Source organism: Frigoribacterium sp. CFBP9029 (assembly GCF_034045305.1).
Lineage (GTDB): Bacteria > Actinomycetota > Actinomycetes > Actinomycetales > Microbacteriaceae > Frigoribacterium.
Window position 1 is genome coordinate 105717 of sequence record NZ_JAXCWB010000003.1, and the last position, 17964, is coordinate 123680.

Below are 17964 nucleotides of genomic sequence, written 5' to 3' on the forward strand. Positions count from 1 at the left end.
CCTGGGCGCAGCCTCCCGGTTCTCTCCATGACCATGAGGCGTGGTCTTGTCGACCAGGAAGACAAGTTCGTTAAGTCCGTGTCCAGCGATGACAAGCGGGACTACAAGGTCGTTGATCGAGGTCAACTCGTCGTCGGATTCCCCATCGACGAGGCAGTCCTTGCATTCCAGCGCTTGTACGACGAGGGGATCGTGAGCCCGGCTTACGGGGTGTGGGACCTCACAGCGACTGACGTGCACCGCGGATACCTGGAGCGGTACCTTCGTGGGCCTCGAGCCGTCGAGTTCTACAGAGCCAAGCTCAGAGGGTCGACCGCGCGAAGGCGCAGTCTCCCCGCGTCGGTGTTTCTGTCGATGCCAGTGCCGGTTCCAGAAGAGTCCGAGCAACGCCGCATCGCCGCCATCCTCGACCAGGTCGACGAGCTCCGAGCCAAGCGCCGCCGCACCCTCGCCCTCCTCGATGAACTGCGCACCGGGCTCCTTGAGCCGCTGCAGGGCCGAGGACGAGTGGGACTCAGGGAGCACATCGAATTCCTCACCAGCGGCTCGCGTGGCTGGGCCAAGTACTACTCGAGCGGAGGGACACCTTTTCTGCGCATCCAGGATGTGGGTAAGGACAGGCTCGCTACATCGGACCTTGTGCGCGTCAATGCTCCTCCCTCTATGGAAGCTGAAAGAACACGCGTCAAAGCGGGCGACGTTCTGCTGAGCATTACCGCTGATCTGGGTCGGACCGCCGTAGTCACCCCCGAGTTGGCTGGTGCCAACGTCAGCCAGCATCTCGCACTTTTGCGACTCAAGGGCGTGTCGCCGCGCTACGTGTCTGCATACCTATCGTCATCCAGTGGGGTTCAGCAGCTCATGAAGATGAATCGAGGTGCAACCAAGCAGGGGCTGAATTTCGATGATGTCCGTTCTATCCGCATTCCTCGTCTTGAGGATGATGAACAGGGCGCGCTTGTCCGTCAGCTTGAAGCCATCGATGAAAGCGTGGCTCGAGCAGAATCGCACCTAGACCACCTCGACGAGCTCTTCGCGTCCCTCCAGCACCGCGCCTTCACCGGCCAGCTCTGAACCGTGGGCGACGGGGCCAGCCCTACCGCGCCTCCTACCCACGGCTCAGCAGCGAGTTGACGTAGCGGTTCAGGCTCACTCCCTGTCGTGCCGCCGCGATGGTCAGCCAGCGATGCATGTCGGGCGTGGTCCGCAGGCGGAACTCTCCACTGAAGCGGCGTTCACCGAACGAGGCCGGCACAGGTTCGCCGCTGGCGACGAGGTCGTCGACGACGTCGCCGACGAGTGCCCGGAGGCCCGCCAGCGCCGCGTCCTGGTCGGCGTCGAGCCACGACAGCGACGGGAACTCCGCCACGGTGGCCGCGTACTCCTGGTCGTCTGCCGACCAGGCGACGGCATAGGTGTAGTGCCGCACATCGGGGGTGCTGAGCACGGGATTCATCGCTCCTCCATCTTGTCGATCGCCGCCAGGACCTGCTTGACCTGGTACGGCTTCGCCTTGCCGTGATCGTTCTGGATGTTCACTCGAGGGTCGCCCTGCCACGGCATGCGGTAGACCGAGTGACTCCCGCCTCGACGGCGTGGTTCGCCGAAGCGGTCGTCGCAGACCTTCTCGAGGTCAGCGAAACGGACGTTCGCGGGGTTCCTCCTCATGCTGGCGATCAGCGACTCGACGGAACCCACCCCATAATGGTGCCACTATCGACACCACATCACAATGCGGCGCTCCTGGTGGGGTCTTGGTGCGGCGACAAGGCCGCCGCTAGGCTGACGCCACACGCACCAGGGGGCGCCAGTGACGGCCATGAGCAATTTCGACTTCGTCCGTGTGGGCTGGCCCGAACTCGCCGAGCAGGCCCACCGCGCCGAGCACTACGTCGTGGGCGACCCGCGCACGGCGCTGTTCTACGCCCGTCGCGCTCTCGAGGCGGCAGTCGAGTGGGCGTTCCGCGCCGATGCCTCCCTGGGCCCGGTCTATCGCGACGACCTCGCGGCGAGGCTGCACGACCCGTCGTTCATGCACCTCGCCGGCCCGGCGGTCCTCGACAAGATGCACGTCATCCGGCAGCGAGGCAACGCTGCCGTGCACCGTGACGCTCCCGTCACCGTCCGCGAGAGCGAGGCGACCGTCCGCGAGCTCTTCCATGTCTACGTCTGGTTCGCCTCGACCTTCGCACTGGCCGCGGAAGCCCGCCCTCTCGCTGGGCTCCGCTTTGATCCCTCGGTCATTCCGCGACCCCGACCGGGTGCCGCCCAGAAGACGCGGGCCGAGACGGAAGAGCTCGCTGAGCGTCTCCGCGTCGCCGACGGCGAGCTCGCCCGTGCCGAAGAGACGAACGCGACCCTCTCGGCGGAGCTAGAGCTGCTCAGGGCCCAAGTCGCGGCGGCTAAGCAGGCCAATGCCGCTCATCCCGTGCCGCACGACTTCCAGGAGGCGCAGACCCGCGTCGACCTCATCGACCCGTTGGTGCGCGAGGCGGGATGGCTGCTCGATCAGGCCCGAGACCGCGAGTATCCGGTCACGGGTCTGCCCGACCAGGACGGGGGCGACACGGCGACGGGACGCGCTGACTACGTGCTCTGGGGTTCCGACGGAAAACCGCTCGCAGTCGTCGAGGCCAAGCGGGCCAGCTCTGACGCCCTCGTGGGCCAGCAGCAGGGGCGCTTCTACGCCGACGCTCTTGAGCGCCAGTTCGGTCAGAGGCCGGTCATCTACGTGACCAATGGCTTCGACACCTGGCTGTGGGACGACCTCGCCTACCCTCAGCGTCGCGTGCAGGGCTTCGCCACCCAGGACGAACTGCAGTGGCTGGTTCAGCGCCGTCACCTCCAATCGCCCCTGACACCCCCGGTCATCGACTCCGCCATCGTGGACCGCCAGTATCAGCAACGAGCGGTCACCCGTGTGACCGAGGCCTTCGACGCCCACCAGCGGCGTGCCCTGCTCGTCATGGCGACGGGCACGGGCAAGACCCGTACGGTCGTCGCCCTCGCGGACTCTCTGATGAGGGCCAACCGCGTCAAGCGAGTGCTGTTCCTGGCTGACCGAGTCGCCCTGGTGCGGCAGGCGGGCCGCCGCTTCGTGGAGTTCCTGTCAGACGAGACGGTCGTGAACCTCGTCGAGACGAAAGACACGTCCGGCCGCGTCTACGTGTCGACGTATCAGACGATGATGGGCCTGCTCGATCAGCGTGATGCCGACGGCGTGCTGAGGTTCGGGCCCAATCACTTCGACCTCATCGTCGTCGACGAGGCTCACCGCTCGATCTACCAGAAGTACCGGTTCCTCTTCGACTGGTTCGACTCTCTCGTGGTGGGCCTCACTGCGACGCCGAAAGACGACGTCGACCACGACACCTATGAGCTCTTCGGCCTCGAGTCCGGCGTGCCCACCGACTCCTACGACCTCGAACGAGCGATCGACGACGGCTACCTCGTGCCGCCGGTCGGACGCGTCGTGGCCACTCGGTTCACGCGCCAGGGCATCCGCTACGACGATCTCAGTGATGACGAGAAGGAGCGCTGGGAGGAAGAGGACTGGGGTGAGGAGATCCCCGACGCGGTCGATCCCTCAGCCGTGAACGACTGGCTCTTCAACCGCGACACCGTCGACGGCGTCCTGAAAGTGCTGATGGCCGAAGGCCGTACCGTCGAGGGCGGCGACACAATCGGCAAGACGATCGTCTTCGCCCGCAACCAAGCACACGCCCGCTTCATCGAAGAGCGCTTCAACGCGAGCTACCCGCACTTCAACGGCCTGCTGGCCCAGGTCGTGACCTACCAGACCCCGAACGCGGGGCGCTTCATCGACGACTTCTCGGACCCCGACCGGATGCCTCAGATCGCGATCTCGGTCGACATGCTCGACACCGGCATCGACGTGCCGGATGTCGTCAACCTGGTCTTCTTCAAGCCCGTCGCATCGAAGACCAAGTACTGGCAGATGGTCGGACGCGGGACGCGCCTTCGTCCTGAGCTGTACGGGCCGAGCGGTCAGAACGAGGACGGAACCTCGGACCGCGCCGGCGACAAGAAGGATTTCATCATCTTCGACGTCGGCGCCAACATCGCCTACTTCAACGCCGACGTCGCTGAGGCCCCCAGCAGCACGACCCGCTCGTTGCGCTCGCGCCTCTTCCTCGCGCGTCTGCGCCTCCTGCAGGGCCTCGATCATCAGGAGGCTCGGAGTGACGGCGAAGTCCAGCTCCGTTCCGACCTCGCCGCCCTGTTGCACGGACGGGTGACGGGTATGACGGCAGCCAATGTGCTCGTGCGGCCCCACCGCCGCCTCGTCGAGCGGTTCGTCCAAGGGCGTGAATGGGCTTCCCTGGATGACGACGCGGTCGCGGCCGTCGTCGAACTCGCCGACCTCCCGTCAGAGGCGGATGCCGCTGACGTAGACGAGGATGCAAAACGCTTCGACCTCCTCGCCCTCAGAGCTCAGCTGGGAGTCCTCGTAGGTGCGCCCGGGTTCGAGAGCGCCCGGGCCCGCATCGTGTCGATCGCCAGAGCCTTGTCCGGCCAGCGCAACATCCCCGCCGTGGGAGCTCAAGGCGACTTGCTCGACCAGATCGTGTCGTCCGAGTGGTGGGATGGCGTCACGGTGCCGCAGCTCGAGAAGATGCGTCGCGCTCTGCGCGGCCTCATCCAGCTCGCTCCGCGCGCGGAGCAGCGCGTGGTCTACACCGACCTGGACGATGAGGTCGATGTCCTCGACGACATCGAGATCGTGCTCGGCGCCGGCTCGGTCGTCGATCGGGTGCGCTTCCGCGAGAAGACCCTGGCGTTCCTCCGGGCGCATGAGAATCACCTCGTGCTGGCCAAACTGCGCAAGGGAACGCCGTTGACCGAGCAGGACGTCACGAGCCTGGAGACGCTGCTCCTCGACAGCGGCGAGGTCGATCCGGAGCACCTGGCTCTCGCGATCGAAGAGGCGCAGGGGCTCGGCCACTTCATCCGATCCGTCGTCGGGATGGACCGGGCGGCGGTCAGTGATGCGCTCAGCGCTTTCGTGGCCGGGACCCGTTTCACCGGCAACCAGCTCGCCTTCCTGAACATGATCGTCGACCGCCTCACCGAGCACGGCCGGGTGAGCAGGGCGCTCCTCTACGAGCCACCCTTCACCTCCTACGCCCCGACCGGGCCCGACGATCTCTTCGAGACCTCCGTGGTGCGTGATCTCTTCCGGGTGCTCGACCGCATCGACGCCTCTGCCGAGGTCGGCTGACCCCCCCCCGTGCATCGAGGTGACCCATCCGGGGCCCTCCCACCTCGCGAAGGCCCCGAACGGGTCACTTCGATGCGAGCACGCTCACGCGGCGGTCGCCAGCACCAGGGGCACCACCACGATCGCCGTCGCGACGAGCACGAGGAGTCCAGTGACACCGGGCCGGCGGAGCGTGAACGTCACGGTGCCCGGCCTCTCCGCTTCGGCCTGAGGCCCCGTCATGGTCCGCCGCAGCGGAGTCGCATCCGCACCGACCCGTCGCGCCACGTCGGCCAGCGCTTCGGGTGCGAAGTACGCCTCGGTCAGGCCGACCAGGCTGCCGGACGAGTCGCGCACGCCGACGTACTCGAGCTCTTCGAAGCCCTGCTTCAGGCGGCAGTGGATGCCGCGCTGCGTTCCGTCGAGCAGCACCGTGCTCTCGCGCCCGAGGCGGCGGTAGGTCAGGCGGTCGGCCGTCACGGTCACCGTGGCGGTGCGGACGAAGACGATGAGGGTGGGGGCGACGATCGCGACGCCGACGGCGAGCACGATCAGCGTGCTGGGCCCCACGCGAGCCGTGACGAGCACGAGGAGGAGGGCGAGCGGGATCAGCGTCCGCTTCGCCCGGCGCCCGAACGACGACCATGCGGGTCGGTGGACGACGGGCTCCGAGCCGAGGGCGAGGCGGGATGCTGGTGAGGGGGAGGGGCGGAGGGGATCCAAGGGCGTCGCTTTCGTCGGGCGGCGCTGTCGCCGCGTGGCCAGCCGTAACGATAGCGAACGTCAGCCTATCGACCGATATCCGCAACCCTCCCTGTGGAAAGCCCCCGCGCCTCCTCGGCCACCGCATCGAGACGACTCATCCGGGGGCCCCGCGCCCCGCGAAGGCCCCGAACGGGTCACCTCGATGCCGCCACCACGCCGCACCTAACGGCCACCGACCCCCGGCCGATAGTGACCCGTAGCCACCCAGGACGGGAGGCCACCCCGCCCCCACGGATGGAGGCGGGAGAACACAGACCTAGGACGGGCCGATGATCGTCGTCACGCGACTCAACGACAGCAGATTCGCTGTCAATCCAGACCTCATCGAGCGCATCCACGAGACGCCCGACACCACGCTGATCATGGTCGACGGGGCGAAGTACATCGTGACCGAGCCGATGTCCGAGGTCATCGAGATGATCGCCCGCTACCGGGCCCGCATCGTCGCGATCGCCTACGACGAGCCGCACGCGACGTCGCCGTCCGTGCAGCCGCTCGGCACGCGCAGCGGCACCGGTCCGCAGCTCGGGCTCGTCCGAGGCTCAGGAGGCGCGGGTCGACTCAGCGACCTCCGCCCGGCCCCCGCAGACGAACCCGCCCCGGCCACCACCCCCGCGGGGCGCTGACGTGGATCCCGCGACCATAATCGGCATCGTCCTCGCGTTCGGTGCGCTGTTCGGCATGATCCAGCTCGAGGGCGTGAACCTCATGGGTCTGCTGCTGCCCGCGCCGATCATCCTCGTGTTCGGGGCGACGATCGGCGTCGGCATCGCCGGCACCACGATCCGTGACGCGATCCTCAGCTTCACGAAGATCCCCCGCGCGTTCACCGGCAAGGTGATCCCGCCGCAGTCGGTGATCGACGGCATCGTGGGTCTGGCCGAGAAGGCTCGCAGCGAGGGGCTGCTGTCGCTCGAGGCCGAGGCCGAGAAGATGGACGACCCCTTCATGAAGGGCGCGCTGCAGAACATCGCCGACGGCACCGACGGCGAGGAGCTGCGGATCCTGCTGGAGGACGAGATGGAGTCGCGTCTCGCGGCCGACCGCACGGCGTCGAAGTTCTTCATGAGCCTCGGCGGGTACGCGCCGACCGTGGGCATCGTCGGCACGGTCGTCAGCCTCACGCACGTGCTCGAGAACCTCGCCCAGCCCGACGAGCTCGGTCACATGATCGCCGCCGCGTTCGTCGCGACGCTCTGGGGCCTGCTCACCGCCAACTTCCTCTGGCTGCCCATCGGCGCCCGTCTCAAGAAGCTGGCCGACCTCGACGAGGCCCGCATGACGCTGCTGCTCGAAGGGGTGCTGGCGGTGCAGGCGGGAAGCCAGCCGCGCCTCCTCGGCGAACGCCTCAAGGCGATGGTCCCGTCGCATGCCCTCGAGCAGGGCGCGAAGGGCGCGAAGGCCACGAGCAGGGTCGACGCCGGCGACCGGGGGGTCTCGGTATGAGCGGATCGCGCGGCGCTCGCAAGAAGAAGGTCCACGAGGACGAGCACCCCGATGAGCGCTGGATGGCCTCGTACATGGACATGATCACGGTGCTCATGTGCATGTTCATCGTGCTGTACGCGATGTCGACGGTCGATCAAGACAAATACGTCGCGCTCCGCAACTCGCTCGCGACCGGCTTCGGGCAGACCGAGCTCGGCGCGATCGATTCGGCGTCGGGCACCGTCGTGCCGGTCGACCAGGTGACCCCCGAGGGCGAGGGGTACTCGGCGGGCGACGAGACCGACATGGCCGAGGCCGCGGCGTCGGGCGAGGCCGAGACCGGCGAGGGCACCGAGACGTCCGAGGCCCTGGCGAAGAGCGAGCTCGACGACCTGACGGCGATCAAGGCGGCCATCGAGGCGAATCTCGACGGGTCGGGCCTCAGCGCCGACGTGCAGTTCGCGACGGACGCCCGGGGGCTGACGGTGCGGCTGGTCGGCTCCGAGACGTTCTTCGGCACGAACAGCGCCGACCTGAGCGCCGAGGCGACGAGGGTCATGGATGCGATCGCGCCGGTGCTCAGCACCTCGGCGCACGACGTGTCGGTCGAGGGTCACGCCGATCAGCGCAGCTCGACGGCGCCGTTCGCGACGAACTGGGAGCTCTCGTCCGCGCGTGCGACGCAGGTGCTGCGCGATCTGGTCGAGCGGGGCGGCATGCCGGTCGAGCACATCCAGGCCGTCGGGTTCGGCTCGTCGCGTCCGCTGGCCGCCGGGGGGTCGCCGGCCGATCTCGCGGCGAACCGCCGGGTCGACATCGTCGTCCTGTCGAACCAGTCCGACGACGTGAGCGCACTGCTGCCCGAGCTGCAGAGAGCCGCCGAGGGGGCCGGAGGCGCGGTGACCGCGGGCCGGAACGACGCCGCCGCCGAGGTGGCCGCCACCACGGCCGAGGCTCCCGAGCCGCTCGACGCCGAGGCGCCCGCCGCCGACGAGGCCCCCGACGACGCCGCCGCCGACCACGACTCCGAGGGGGCCCAGTCCGGGGGGCACTGATCACCGTTCTCTAACGCCCAGGAGGCGCGGGTCGATAGGTCCGTCCGTGACCCTCCTCGACGCTCCCGCACCGGCCGCGACCGCCGGCCCGTCGGCGCGCCCGCAGAGGACCGTCGAGGTCTACGACTTCCGCCGCCCGACGACGCTGGCGCGCGAGCACTCCCGGGTGCTCGAGCTGGCGTTCGAGACGTTCGCGCGCCAGTGGGGCACGCAGCTCACCGCGAAGGTGCGCGTGCTGTCACAGGTCACCTCCGAGAGCGTCCAGATGCTCACCTACGACGACTACGCCGCGTCGCTGCCGGCGACCACGGCGATGGTGCTCTGCCCCCTCGAGGGGGTGGCGGCGAAGGCCGTCGTCCAGTTCTCGGCCTCGGCCGCGCTGGCCTGGGTCGGTCACATGCTGGGTGCGGCGAAGCCCCCGGTGACCCCCGAGCGCGCCTTCACGCCGATCGAGCAGGCGCTCGTCCGGCGTCTCATCGAGGACGCCCTCGACGATCTCCGCTACTCGTTCGGCGGGCTGCTCGTCGATCAGATCGGCGTCGGCGGCTTCCAGTACAACTCGCAGTTCGCCCAGGCGGCGCAGAAGTCCGACCTGATGATCGTCGCGGTCTTCACCATCCAGGTCGGCGAGCGCTCGTCGCTCGCGACCGTCGCCCTGCCGGCCGACGTGCTGCTGCCCCAGCTGGGCGACGCGACGCCGACGGTCGATCCGGCCGACGCCCGGCGTCTGCTCGGTGCCCAGCTGGCCTCGGTGCCGGTGGGCGTCTCCCTGCAGTTCGCCCCGGCCGCCGTGCTGCCGAGCGTGGTGCTCGGGTTGTCCGTCGGCGACGTGCTGCCCCTGCCGCACCCGCAATCGCGTCCGCTCGAGATCCGCGTCGACGGTCAGCCCGTGGGGCGCGCCGCGGTCGCCTCGAACGGCTCCCGTCTCGCCGGGATCGTCGTCTCCACCTCACTGACCGGCACCGAAGAAGGAACCTCATGACCGCCACGACCATCACCCTGCACACCGCGGCGGCCGAGGCCCTGGTCGCGAAGCTGCCGACGCCCACGCCGTTGCGGGCCGTCCTTCTCGACGCCGGGCAGTCCGCGCAGAACCGGACCGCCGCCTCCCCGGTCGTCGTCACGTCGTTCGTCGGCGGGGTCTCGGCCGACACGGCGCTGGTGCTCGTCGACATGGACCGCCTCGGCGCCGCCGCCGGCACCGACAGCCCGCTGGTCTCGGTGACCGACGTGCTGCGACCGGCGCTCGAGGCCGCGACGTCGGTGCTCGGTGTGGGAGTGCTCGGCGAGAGCCGTCGCGAGCCCGCCGACACGCTGCTCGCCGACCCCGACACGGTCGTCTTCGATCTGACCGCAGCGGGAGCGCCCGCCGGCTGGTTCGCGATCCGCCTGCGAGAGAACGGGACGGTAGGAGGCGCGGCGCCCGTCGATCACGCCGCCCCGCTGTTCTCGTCGATGGCCGGCAACCTCGGTCGCATCAACAACGTCGAGATGGCCCTCACCGTCGAGATCGGTCGCACGCGGATGTCCGTCCGCGACGTGCTCGGACTCGAGCCCGGCGCCGTCGTCGAGCTCGACCGTTCGGCCGGGGCCCCCGCCGACGTGCTGCTGAACGGGCGCCTGATCGCGCACGGCGAGGTCGTCGTCGTCGACCAGGACTATGCGGTCCGCATCACGACCATCCTCGACGTCGCCGACGGCGCGATCTGATCGTGGACACGCTCTTCGTCGGACTCCGCGTCGTCCTCTCGCTCGGCGTCGTGCTCGCACTGCTCTACGTGCTGCAGAAGCGCATCGTCAAGGGCGGTCGAGCCGGTCGTCAGGCCGCGCAGGTGACGGTCGTGGCGCGCCAGGGGATCGGCGCGAAGGCCAGCGTCGTCGTGGTCGACGTCGAGGGCGAGCGACTCGTGCTCGGGGTCACCGACGCGTCGGTCACGGTGCTGGCCGCCGCCGACCGTCCGGTCGAACCGGTCGCGCTCGAGCTCGTCCCGGCTCCCGCTGCGGCCCCGGCTCGGGCTGCGACTCCGGCCCAGGCACCGGCTCCGAGCTTCGCCGCGGTGCTCTCCGCCCATCGAGGTGACGCGACCGGTGCGGTCCCCGCCCCGGAGGCCCCCCGACGCGTCACGTCGATCGCGCCTGTGCCCGCTGCGGCCGCCCAGAGCGTCGCCGCGGTGCCCTCGGCCCATCGAGGTGACGCGACCGGTGCGGTCCCCGCCCCGGAAGCCCCCCGACGCGTCACTTCGATCGCGCCGACGCCCGCTGCGGCCGGCGACGCCGGCGCGAGCGCCGCGCCGATGCTGCGGCCGCGCGGCGCCGCGCGCCGCGCCGCGGCCGTCCGCGAGCGCGCCCCGCGCGACCTCGCCGAGCGTCGCACCGGTCGAGCCGCGAAGGCCCTCGACGGCTCGATCCTCGCCCCCGACACCTGGCGGCAGGCGGCCTCGGCCCTCCGCAGCGGTCGAGTCGGATGACCCTCCGCGCTCCGTCCGCCCGGACGACCCGCGCCTCCTTCGCCACCGCCGTCGCCCGCCTCGCCGGGCCCACCCTGCGCGACGGCCTGCGCGGTCGCACCCCGGCCAGCCCCACCTCCGCCGGTCGTCACTCGCTCGTCCGCACCGTGCCGCTCGCCGACCGCCGGGCCCTCGCGCGGCACGCCCTCGGCGCCGCCCCCGTCGGCACCGCCCCTCAGCGTTTCGCCGACACCCGTCTCGCCCGCGCCGTCGTCGTCGCCCTGCTCGCGATGATCGTCGCCTCGGGCCTGATCATGCTGATCGGTCAGACGGCCCTCGCCGCGCCCGTCGAGCCCACCGCGCCCACCGCCCCCGTCGAGCCCGGCACCGGCACCCCAGGCACCGGCACCCCCGGCACCACCGACGGCACCACCCCAGGCACAGGCACCACCGGCACCACCCCGACCGACTTCACCGACGGCGACCAGACCGAGTCCGACGGCAGCGGCACCGGCGGTCTGAACATCGACATCAACGGCCCCGACGGTGCACCCAGCACGGCGGTCGTGACACTGCTCGGCATCACGCTGCTGAGCGTCGCGCCGGCCCTGCTGCTGATGATGACGTCGTTCACGAAGATCTTCGTGGTGCTCGCGATGACCCGCAACGCCCTCGCGCTGCCGTCGATCCCGCCGAATCAGGTGCTGGCCGGGCTCGCCCTGTTCCTCAGCCTGTTCATCATGGCTCCGATCCTCGAGCACATCAACGCCGACGCGGTGCAGCCCTACCTCGACGGCAGCATCGACTTCCAGGCGGCGATCGACGCCGGCAGCGCGCCCCTCCGCGAGTTCATGCTCGCGCACACCCGCCAGGAGGACCTTGCGCTGATGACCCGCTCGGCCGACCAGCCGAACCCCGACAGCCAGGCCGACGTGCCGATGCTGACGCTCATCCCGTCGTTCATGATCAGCGAGCTGCGCGCCGCGTTCATCATCGGGTTCGTCATCTTCATCCCGTTCCTCGTCATCGACCTCGTCGTCAGCGCCGCGCTCATGTCGATGGGCATGATGATGCTCCCGCCGGTGATGATCTCGCTGCCGTTCAAGATCCTGCTGTTCGTGCTGGTCGACGGGTGGGGGCTCATCATCACGAGTCTCATCGAGAGCTATCAGGTGACCGCCTGATGGACTCCAACGCCGTCCTCGACATCTCGATGCAGGCCCTCGTCATCACCGCGAAGCTCGCGGCGCCCGTGCTCATCACCTCGCTGGTCGTGGGGTTCGCGATCTCGCTCCTGCAGTCGATCACGCAGATCCAGGAGGTCACGCTCTCGTTCGTGCCGAAGGCCGTCGCCGTCGGCATCGCCCTGATCGTCTGCGGGCACTGGATGATCGCCGAGATGGTCACCTTCACGCACGTGGTGTTCGACCGCATCCCGCAGCTGCTCACGGGCGGCTGACCCCGATCATGGATCTCGACCTCGACCTCAGCGGTCTCGAAGCGACCCTGCTCGCCGCCGTGCGGATGACCGCGTTCATCGTCGTCGCGCCGCCGTTCTCGTACCGGGCGTTCCCCGGCCGGGTGAAGGCGATGCTGGCGCTGGGGCTCGCGCTCGCCGTGGCCCCGCGGGTCTCGCCCGGCTACGAGTCGCTGGCGACGGGGCCGTTCGTGCTCGCCCTGGTGCTCGAGGTCGTCGTCGGCGCCGTGCTGGGGTTCCTCGTCCTCCTCGTCTTCTCGGCGGTTCAGGCGGCCGGCAGCCTGATCGACCTGTTCGGCGGGTTCACCCTGGCGCAGGCGTTCGACCCGCAGTCGATGATCAACGGCGCGCAGTTCACGCGGCTGTTCCAGATGACGGCCCTCGCCCTGATGTTCGCGAGCGGCGGCTACCAGCTGATCATCGGCGGTCTCACCCGGTCGTTCGACGCGGTCCCGCTGGGGCTCGGCATCGACCTGGCCGACCCGGTGTCGCTGATGACCAACGGGGTCACGCAGATGTTCCTCGCGACGCTGCAGATCGCCGGGCCGCTCTGCGTCGTGCTGTTCCTCGCCGACGTCGGGCTGGGTCTGCTCAGCCGGGTCGCCCCGGCTCTGAACGCCTACGCGATGGGCTTCCCGCTGAAGATCCTGATGACGGTCATGCTCGCCGGCGGGGTGTTCCTGGCGCTGCCGAGCGTGGTGCAGAACCTCTCCGGTGACGCCGCCGACCTGCTCACGGGGGTGAGGTAGCCATGGCCGACGACTCCGGCGAGCGCTCAGAGGACGCCACGCAGAAGCGGATGAAGGAGGTCCACTCCAAGGGTCAGCTGTCGAGGTCGCAGGACCTCAGCGCCTGGCTCGGGGTGGGCGCGGCAGCCGTCATGATCCCGACCACCATCGAGCGGGGCGCCGAGGCCGGCACCGATCAGCTGTTCTCGATCGGTCAGGCCATCCGGCATCCCGATGCGCAGACCGTGGTCACGCTGCTGGGCGAGGGCGTGGGCTCGATGGCCGCGACGATCGGTCCGATGCTCGCCGTCGTCGGCATCGTCGTGCTGCTCACCGCGATCGTGCAGGGCGGCGTCCACATCAAGCGGATGACGGGCAACTACGAGCAGTTCAACCTGATCAACGGGCTGAAGACGACGTTCGGGGGTCAGGCCCTCTGGAACGGCGCGAAGGCCCTGATCAAGACGGCCGTGGTCGGTCTCGTGCTGTGGATGGCCATCCAGGGGCTGATGCCGGTGCTGATGAACGGCGGCGGCCTGAGCGTCTCGGCCCTGCTCGACGAGGCGACGTCCGGCACGGCGATCCTCCTCCAGGCCGCGGTCGTCGCCGGTCTGGTGCTCGCCGCCGCCGACGTCTTCGTCGTCATGCGCCGCAACCGCAAGAAGACCCGGATGACCAAGAAGGAGGTGCGCGACGAGAACAAGAGCACCGACGGCGATCCGCTGGTCAAGTCGCAGCGCCGTTCGCGGCAGCTCGCCATGAGTCGCAACCGCATGATGGCCTCCATCGCCGACGCGGACGTCGTGATGGTCAACCCGACCGACTACGCGGTGGCCGTCCGGTACGAGCCGGGTCGTTCCGCTCCGCGGGTCGTCGCGAAGGGCGCCGGCGCCGTCGCGGCCCGCATCCGCGAGCAGGCGGCCGCCGACGGGGTCCCGCTCGTCGAGGACGTCCCGCTGACCCGCGCCCTGCACGCGAACTGCGGTCTGGGCGACGAGATCCCGGTCGACCTCTACACGCCGGTCGCCCGGGTGCTGACCTTCGTCATGGCCCTCCGGGCGCGCGGCGCGTCGGCCGTCGCGGGCACCCATGCGAACCCGCGTCCGACCACCCCCGACGAGGTCGCCGCCGTGCTGACGCCCGGGTCGCTCGCGGCCGAGGCGGTGCCGCAGCGTCTGCGGATCGCTCGCGACGCGGCCGCCCCACCCGCGCCTCCCGGGCTCGCAGCCCGCCCCTCCCGCCCCGCTCCCCGTCCGTCCGCCTCCGGAGGAACCGCCTGATGATCAAGACCCTCCCCAAGCTCGCCGTCCCGGTGGGCATCGTCGGCATCGTGCTGCTGCTCGTGGTGCCGGTGCCCGCTCCGATGCTCGACGTGCTGATCATCCTCAACATCCTGCTGGCGCTGGTGATCCTGCTGACGACCCTGTTCGTCAAGAAGCCGCTCGACTTCTCGGTGTTCCCGTCGCTGCTGCTCGTGGCGACGCTGTTCCGGCTCGGTCTCAACGTGGCGTCGACGCGGCTCGTGCTCGGCGAGGGCTTCGCCGGCGAGGTGATCGAGGCCTTCGGTCACGTGGCGGTCAGCGGGTCGATCATCATCGGCTCGGTGATCTTCCTGATCCTCGTGGTCATCCAGTTCGTCGTCGTGACGAAGGGCGCCGAGCGCGTGGCCGAGGTCGGGGCGCGCTTCACCCTCGACGCGATGCCCGGCAAGCAGATGGCGATCGACGCCGATCTGAACGCGGGTCTGATCACCGACGAGGTCGCGAAGCAGCGCCGGGCCGACGTCAGCGCCGAGGCCGACTTCTACGGCGCGATGGACGGCGCGTCGAAGTTCGTCAAGGGCGACGCGATCGCCGGCATCATCATCATCATCATCAACCTGGTCGGCGGGGTCGCGATCGGCGCCCTGCAGAACGGGATGGAGATCGGCGAGGCCCTGAACCACTACGGTCTGCTGACGATCGGCGACGGTCTCGTGACGCAGATCCCGGCGCTGCTGATGGCCGTCTCGACCGGCATGATCGTCACGCGCTCGGGCGCCGACAGCGACATGGGCTCGCAGGCCGCGACCCAGCTCGGGCAGTCGCGCATCGCGATCGCGGTGGCCGGCGTCGCCGCGATCGGCATGGGGTTCATCCCGGGCATGCCGATCGTGCCGTTCCTGGTCGTCGGCGCGACGCTGCTGATCGTCGCCCAGCGGCTCGCGGCGAAGTCGAAGGCCGAGGAGGCGCGCGCGGCTCTTGAGAGCCGGCAGGCCGCCGTCGTCGCCCCCACCGACACCACCGACGACCTGCTCGAGCAGATGCGGGTGCACGCGCTCGAGATCCTCCTGGCACCCGACCTCGTCGACATGGTCGGCGGCTCGTCCGACGACCTCCTCGGCCGCGTCAAGGCGCTGCGTCGCAAGATCGCCGTCGACCTGGGCATCGTGGTGCCCCCGGTCCGCACGCGCGACAGCGTCGATCTGCCGCCGTCGACCTACTCGATCCGGATCGCCGGGGTCGAGGCCGGCCGCGGTCAGGCGCCCGCCCGGTCGGTGCTGGCCCTCGGCGAGCACCTCGACGCCCTGCCCGGCACGGCGACCGTCGAGCCGGTCTTCGGCCTGGCCGGCAAATGGGTGCCCGCCGAGATGCGGCACAGCGCCGAGATGACCGGCGCGACCGTCATCGACCGGGTGTCGGTGCTCGTCACGCACCTGTCGTCGATCATCGCGGACGAGGCGGCGCGGCTGCTCAGCCGCGAGGACGTCCGGGTGCTCACCGAGGGCGTCAAGCAGATCAACCCCTCGGCGATCGACGACCTCGTACCCGGCATGCTCTCGCTGGCCGAGCTGCAGCGCGTGCTGCAGGGGCTCCTGGCCGAGAGGGTGCCGATCAACGACCTCGGGCGGATCTGCGAGGGGCTGACGCTGCGGGCGAAGGTGTCGACCGACCCCGAGGGGCTCGTCGAGGCGGCCCGTGCCTCCCTGGGTCCCGCCCTGGCGGCTCGTCATCTCGACGGGTCCGTGCTGCGGGTGATCATGATCGACCCGGGGCTCGAGCAGTCGATGCTCGAGGGGCTGCGGCCGTCCGACCAGGGCACGCAGATCCTGCTCGACGGGCACCGGGTCGAGCAGGTGCTCGGCTCGCTCCGCGACTCCGTGGCGGCGGTCGAGTCGCAGGGTCTGAGCGCGGTGCTGGTCTGCGCACCCGCCCTCCGCCCCGCGATCCACCGACTCGTCTCCGCGCAGCAGAACGGCCTGCCCGTGCTGTCGTACCAGGAGGCGACGGCGGCCGGATCGACCATCGAGACCGTGGGCGTCGTGCGCGCCAGCGATGCGATCGTGGCCTGAGATGGCTCCGACGCGAGTGGTGATGACGGGCGAGTCCCTCGACGAGCTGCGTCGGCGCGTGCGTGAGGCGCACGGCCCGGGCGCGCTGATCGTCGCGGCCCAGCGGGTGACCGTCGGGGGAGTGGGCGGGCTCTTCGCGCGCAAGCACTACGAGGCGACCGTCGACGTGCCCGACCCGTCGGCCGACCAGCCGTCGGCCCGCGTCACCATCACCCCGCCGGCGTCCCGGGCCGGCATCGCGGCGCTGCTGGCCGACGCCGACGCCGCCGACGGGTTCTCGCCCGGCGTGCCCGCCGCGCCCGCCCCGCCCGCCGCGCTCGGGTCCGCGCCCTCCTCGGCTCCGGCGGCCGATCCGTTCGACCAGGTGATGTCGGGCGCGCGGGTGCCCGGCGACAGCCCGCGACGTGCCGCCCGTGCCGCCGCCGCATCCGCCGCCGTACCTCCCGACGCGACCCTAGGGGTGCAGCCGGCGACCCGCAGCGACGCGTTCGCCGAGATCATGGACGACCTCACCTTCAACGGCATCGCCCCGGCACCGCGCGAGCCGGTCGTCCTCGCCGAGGAGGCGCGGCCCGGCCCCCTGACGAACGCCGCGGAGTTCCTCGCCGCGGCCGCCGCCTCCTCGTCCCCCGCGCTCGTCGCGAGGTCCGAGATCGACGTGCCCGCGCCTCCTGCCGTCCTGACCGGTGCCGGAGACCTCGTGGTCGTCGTGGGGCGCCCCGGAGACGCGTTCCGGGTGGCGGCGCAGATGGCGTCGTCGTTCGGCTTGCGGTCGGTCGACGTCGACGACCGGCGGAGCGCCATCCTGGCCCGGGCCGAGGGGGTCAACGGCGGCACGGCCGTGGTCACCGCGCTCGCGTGGGACGCGTCGGCGGCGGAGGCCCTTCGCTCGATGTCCGCCGACCAGGTGTGGGTCGCGGTCGACGTCGGCCGCAAGCACGACGACACGGCCCGCTGGGTCGAGGAGGTGCGGGTCGTCTCCGAGGTCGCCGCCGCCGCGGTCGTGGGCGAGGCCGACACCGCCACGCCGGGCACGGTGCACCTGCTGGGCGTGCCCGTCGGGTGGCGCGAGTCCCTCTAGACCGATCGTTCGCGTCAGCCTGGGTAAGGTGGTCGGATGCTGGTGTTGACGCGCAAGGTCGGGGAGCGGATCCTCATCGGTGACGACATCGTCATCACCGTGCTCGACTCGCGCGGCGACGGCGTGCGCATCGGCATCGACGCCCCTCGCGGGGTGAAGATCCAGCGCGAGGAGGTCGTCAAGGCCGTCGCCGAGGCCAATGCCGAGGCCGCCGCGGCCCCCGCCGACGCCGAGGCCCGCCTCCGAGCCGCCCTCGGCGGCCCCGCCCCCCGCTGACCCCCGCCGCACTCGTCCGTCGATGACAGAGCGCCCTCCCATCGCAGTGATGGAAGGGCGCTCTGTCGTCCGGGTCAGAAGCAGAGGAAGAAGCTGACGGAGCTCTTCAGGAGGTCGAAGTCTCCGTCGACTCCCGCTGACTCGACCTTGAGAGT

General features: G+C 70.3%; 18 protein-coding genes. 15 read left to right on the forward strand and 3 right to left on the reverse strand.

What is annotated here, in order from left to right; all coding sequences use genetic code 11:
* Positions 1 to 78: 78 nt before the first annotated feature.
* Positions 79 to 1074, forward strand: a complete 996-nt coding sequence (locus tag SOM11_RS05275; protein WP_320477429.1) for a hypothetical protein — start codon at positions 79 to 81, stop codon at positions 1072 to 1074.
* 34 nt (positions 1075 to 1108) lie between these two features.
* On the opposite strand, the gene SOM11_RS05280 is transcribed toward SOM11_RS05275, so the two are convergent.
* Positions 1109 to 1456 (reverse strand): type II toxin-antitoxin system HicB family antitoxin, encoded by a 348-nt coding sequence (locus SOM11_RS05280; protein WP_320477430.1) that lies wholly within the window; start codon positions 1454 to 1456, stop codon positions 1109 to 1111.
* The gene (locus SOM11_RS05285; RefSeq protein ID WP_320477431.1) at positions 1453 to 1698 is read right to left on the reverse strand and encodes a toxin HicA; all 246 of its coding nucleotides are present in this window, start codon (positions 1696 to 1698) and stop codon (positions 1453 to 1455) included. Before SOM11_RS05285 ends, SOM11_RS05280 begins: the two co-directional genes overlap by 4 nt.
* 121 nt (positions 1699 to 1819) lie before the next feature.
* On the opposite strand from SOM11_RS05285, the gene SOM11_RS05290 reads away from it, so the two are divergent.
* Positions 1820 to 5242, forward strand: coding sequence for a DEAD/DEAH box helicase family protein (locus SOM11_RS05290; RefSeq protein ID WP_320477432.1), 3423 nt, complete (start codon positions 1820 to 1822; stop codon positions 5240 to 5242).
* An 84-nt stretch (positions 5243 to 5326) separates the two neighbouring features.
* On the opposite strand, the gene SOM11_RS05295 is transcribed toward SOM11_RS05290, so the two are convergent.
* Positions 5327 to 5944 (reverse strand): hypothetical protein, encoded by a 618-nt coding sequence (locus tag SOM11_RS05295; RefSeq protein ID WP_320477433.1) that lies wholly within the window; start codon positions 5942 to 5944, stop codon positions 5327 to 5329.
* Positions 5945 to 6255: 311 nt separating this feature from the next.
* On the opposite strand from SOM11_RS05295, the gene SOM11_RS05300 reads away from it, so the two are divergent.
* Genes SOM11_RS05300 through csrA form a run of 13 tightly spaced genes read left to right on the forward strand, consistent with a single transcriptional unit; the run spans position 6256 to position 17809 of the window.
* Entirely contained in the window at positions 6256 to 6612 is a 357-nt protein-coding gene (locus SOM11_RS05300) for a flagellar FlbD family protein (protein WP_192061010.1), read from the forward strand.
* A gap of 1 nt (position 6613) precedes the next feature.
* Positions 6614 to 7432: a motility protein A gene (locus SOM11_RS05305; RefSeq protein WP_192061011.1), complete on the forward strand. Its 819-nt coding sequence runs from the start codon at positions 6614 to 6616 to the stop codon at positions 7430 to 7432.
* Entirely contained in the window at positions 7429 to 8469 is a 1041-nt protein-coding gene (locus tag SOM11_RS05310) for a flagellar motor protein MotB (RefSeq protein ID WP_192061012.1), read from the forward strand. Before SOM11_RS05305 ends, SOM11_RS05310 begins: the two co-directional genes overlap by 4 nt.
* Before the next feature lie 46 nt (positions 8470 to 8515).
* Positions 8516 to 9451, forward strand: coding sequence for a flagellar motor switch protein FliM (locus SOM11_RS05315; RefSeq protein WP_192061013.1), 936 nt, complete (start codon positions 8516 to 8518; stop codon positions 9449 to 9451).
* Entirely contained in the window at positions 9448 to 10179 is a 732-nt protein-coding gene (gene fliN, locus SOM11_RS05320) for a flagellar motor switch protein FliN (protein ID WP_192061014.1), read from the forward strand. Before SOM11_RS05315 ends, fliN begins: the two co-directional genes overlap by 4 nt.
* A 2-nt stretch (positions 10180 to 10181) precedes the next feature.
* Positions 10182 to 10937 carry a flagellar biosynthetic protein FliO gene (locus SOM11_RS05325; protein WP_320477435.1) on the forward strand — a complete coding sequence of 252 codons (756 nt, stop codon included), beginning with the start codon at positions 10182 to 10184 and terminating at the stop codon, positions 10935 to 10937.
* Entirely contained in the window at positions 10934 to 12100 is a 1167-nt protein-coding gene (fliP, locus tag SOM11_RS15065; protein WP_414655447.1) for a flagellar type III secretion system pore protein FliP, read from the forward strand. The genes SOM11_RS05325 and fliP overlap by 4 nt, the downstream gene beginning before the upstream one ends.
* The gene (gene fliQ / locus SOM11_RS05335; protein WP_192061016.1) at positions 12100 to 12375 is read left to right on the forward strand and encodes a flagellar biosynthesis protein FliQ; all 276 of its coding nucleotides are present in this window, start codon (positions 12100 to 12102) and stop codon (positions 12373 to 12375) included. The genes fliP and fliQ overlap by 1 nt, the downstream gene beginning before the upstream one ends.
* An 8-nt stretch (positions 12376 to 12383) precedes the next feature.
* The gene (locus SOM11_RS05340) at positions 12384 to 13142 is read left to right on the forward strand and encodes a flagellar biosynthetic protein FliR (protein ID WP_192061017.1); all 759 of its coding nucleotides are present in this window, start codon (positions 12384 to 12386) and stop codon (positions 13140 to 13142) included.
* 2 nt (positions 13143 to 13144) lie between these two features.
* A complete protein-coding gene (locus SOM11_RS05345) occupies positions 13145 to 14401 on the forward strand; it encodes an EscU/YscU/HrcU family type III secretion system export apparatus switch protein (RefSeq protein ID WP_192061018.1) in 1257 nt (418 codons plus the stop codon).
* Positions 14401 to 16452 (forward strand): flagellar biosynthesis protein FlhA, encoded by a 2052-nt coding sequence (locus tag SOM11_RS05350; protein WP_192061019.1) that lies wholly within the window; start codon positions 14401 to 14403, stop codon positions 16450 to 16452. Before SOM11_RS05345 ends, SOM11_RS05350 begins: the two co-directional genes overlap by 1 nt.
* 1 nt (position 16453) lies before the next feature.
* On the forward strand, positions 16454 to 17533 hold the full coding sequence (locus tag SOM11_RS05355; protein ID WP_320477436.1) for a hypothetical protein: 1080 nt from the start codon (positions 16454 to 16456) through the stop codon (positions 17531 to 17533).
* A gap of 36 nt (positions 17534 to 17569) precedes the next feature.
* Positions 17570 to 17809 carry a carbon storage regulator CsrA gene (csrA, locus tag SOM11_RS05360; RefSeq protein WP_192061021.1) on the forward strand — a complete coding sequence of 80 codons (240 nt, stop codon included), beginning with the start codon at positions 17570 to 17572 and terminating at the stop codon, positions 17807 to 17809.
* The last annotated feature ends 155 nt before the right edge of the window (positions 17810 to 17964 follow it).

Excerpts from the sequence above, each read along its gene's own strand:
- SOM11_RS05345 (WP_192061018.1), top strand. The coding sequence starts at position 13,145 with ATGGCCGACGACTCCGGCGAGCGCTCAGAGGACGCCACGCAGAAGCGG.
- fliP (WP_414655447.1), top strand. The coding sequence starts at position 10,934 with ATGACCCTCCGCGCTCCGTCCGCCCGGACGACCCGCGCCTCCTTCGCC.
- SOM11_RS05340 (WP_192061017.1), top strand. The coding sequence starts at position 12,384 with ATGGATCTCGACCTCGACCTCAGCGGTCTCGAAGCGACCCTGCTCGCC.
- fliQ (WP_192061016.1), top strand. The coding sequence starts at position 12,100 with ATGGACTCCAACGCCGTCCTCGACATCTCGATGCAGGCCCTCGTCATC.
- SOM11_RS05280 (WP_320477430.1), bottom strand. The coding sequence starts at position 1,456 with ATGAATCCCGTGCTCAGCACCCCCGATGTGCGGCACTACACCTATGCC.
- SOM11_RS05310 (WP_192061012.1), top strand. The coding sequence starts at position 7,429 with ATGAGCGGATCGCGCGGCGCTCGCAAGAAGAAGGTCCACGAGGACGAG.
- csrA (WP_192061021.1), top strand. The coding sequence starts at position 17,570 with ATGCTGGTGTTGACGCGCAAGGTCGGGGAGCGGATCCTCATCGGTGAC.
- fliN (WP_192061014.1), top strand. The coding sequence starts at position 9,448 with ATGACCGCCACGACCATCACCCTGCACACCGCGGCGGCCGAGGCCCTG.
- SOM11_RS05350 (WP_192061019.1), top strand. The coding sequence starts at position 14,401 with ATGATCAAGACCCTCCCCAAGCTCGCCGTCCCGGTGGGCATCGTCGGC.
- SOM11_RS05355 (WP_320477436.1), top strand. The coding sequence starts at position 16,454 with ATGGCTCCGACGCGAGTGGTGATGACGGGCGAGTCCCTCGACGAGCTG.
- SOM11_RS05300 (WP_192061010.1), top strand. The coding sequence starts at position 6,256 with ATGATCGTCGTCACGCGACTCAACGACAGCAGATTCGCTGTCAATCCA.
- SOM11_RS05290 (WP_320477432.1), top strand. The coding sequence starts at position 1,820 with ATGAGCAATTTCGACTTCGTCCGTGTGGGCTGGCCCGAACTCGCCGAG.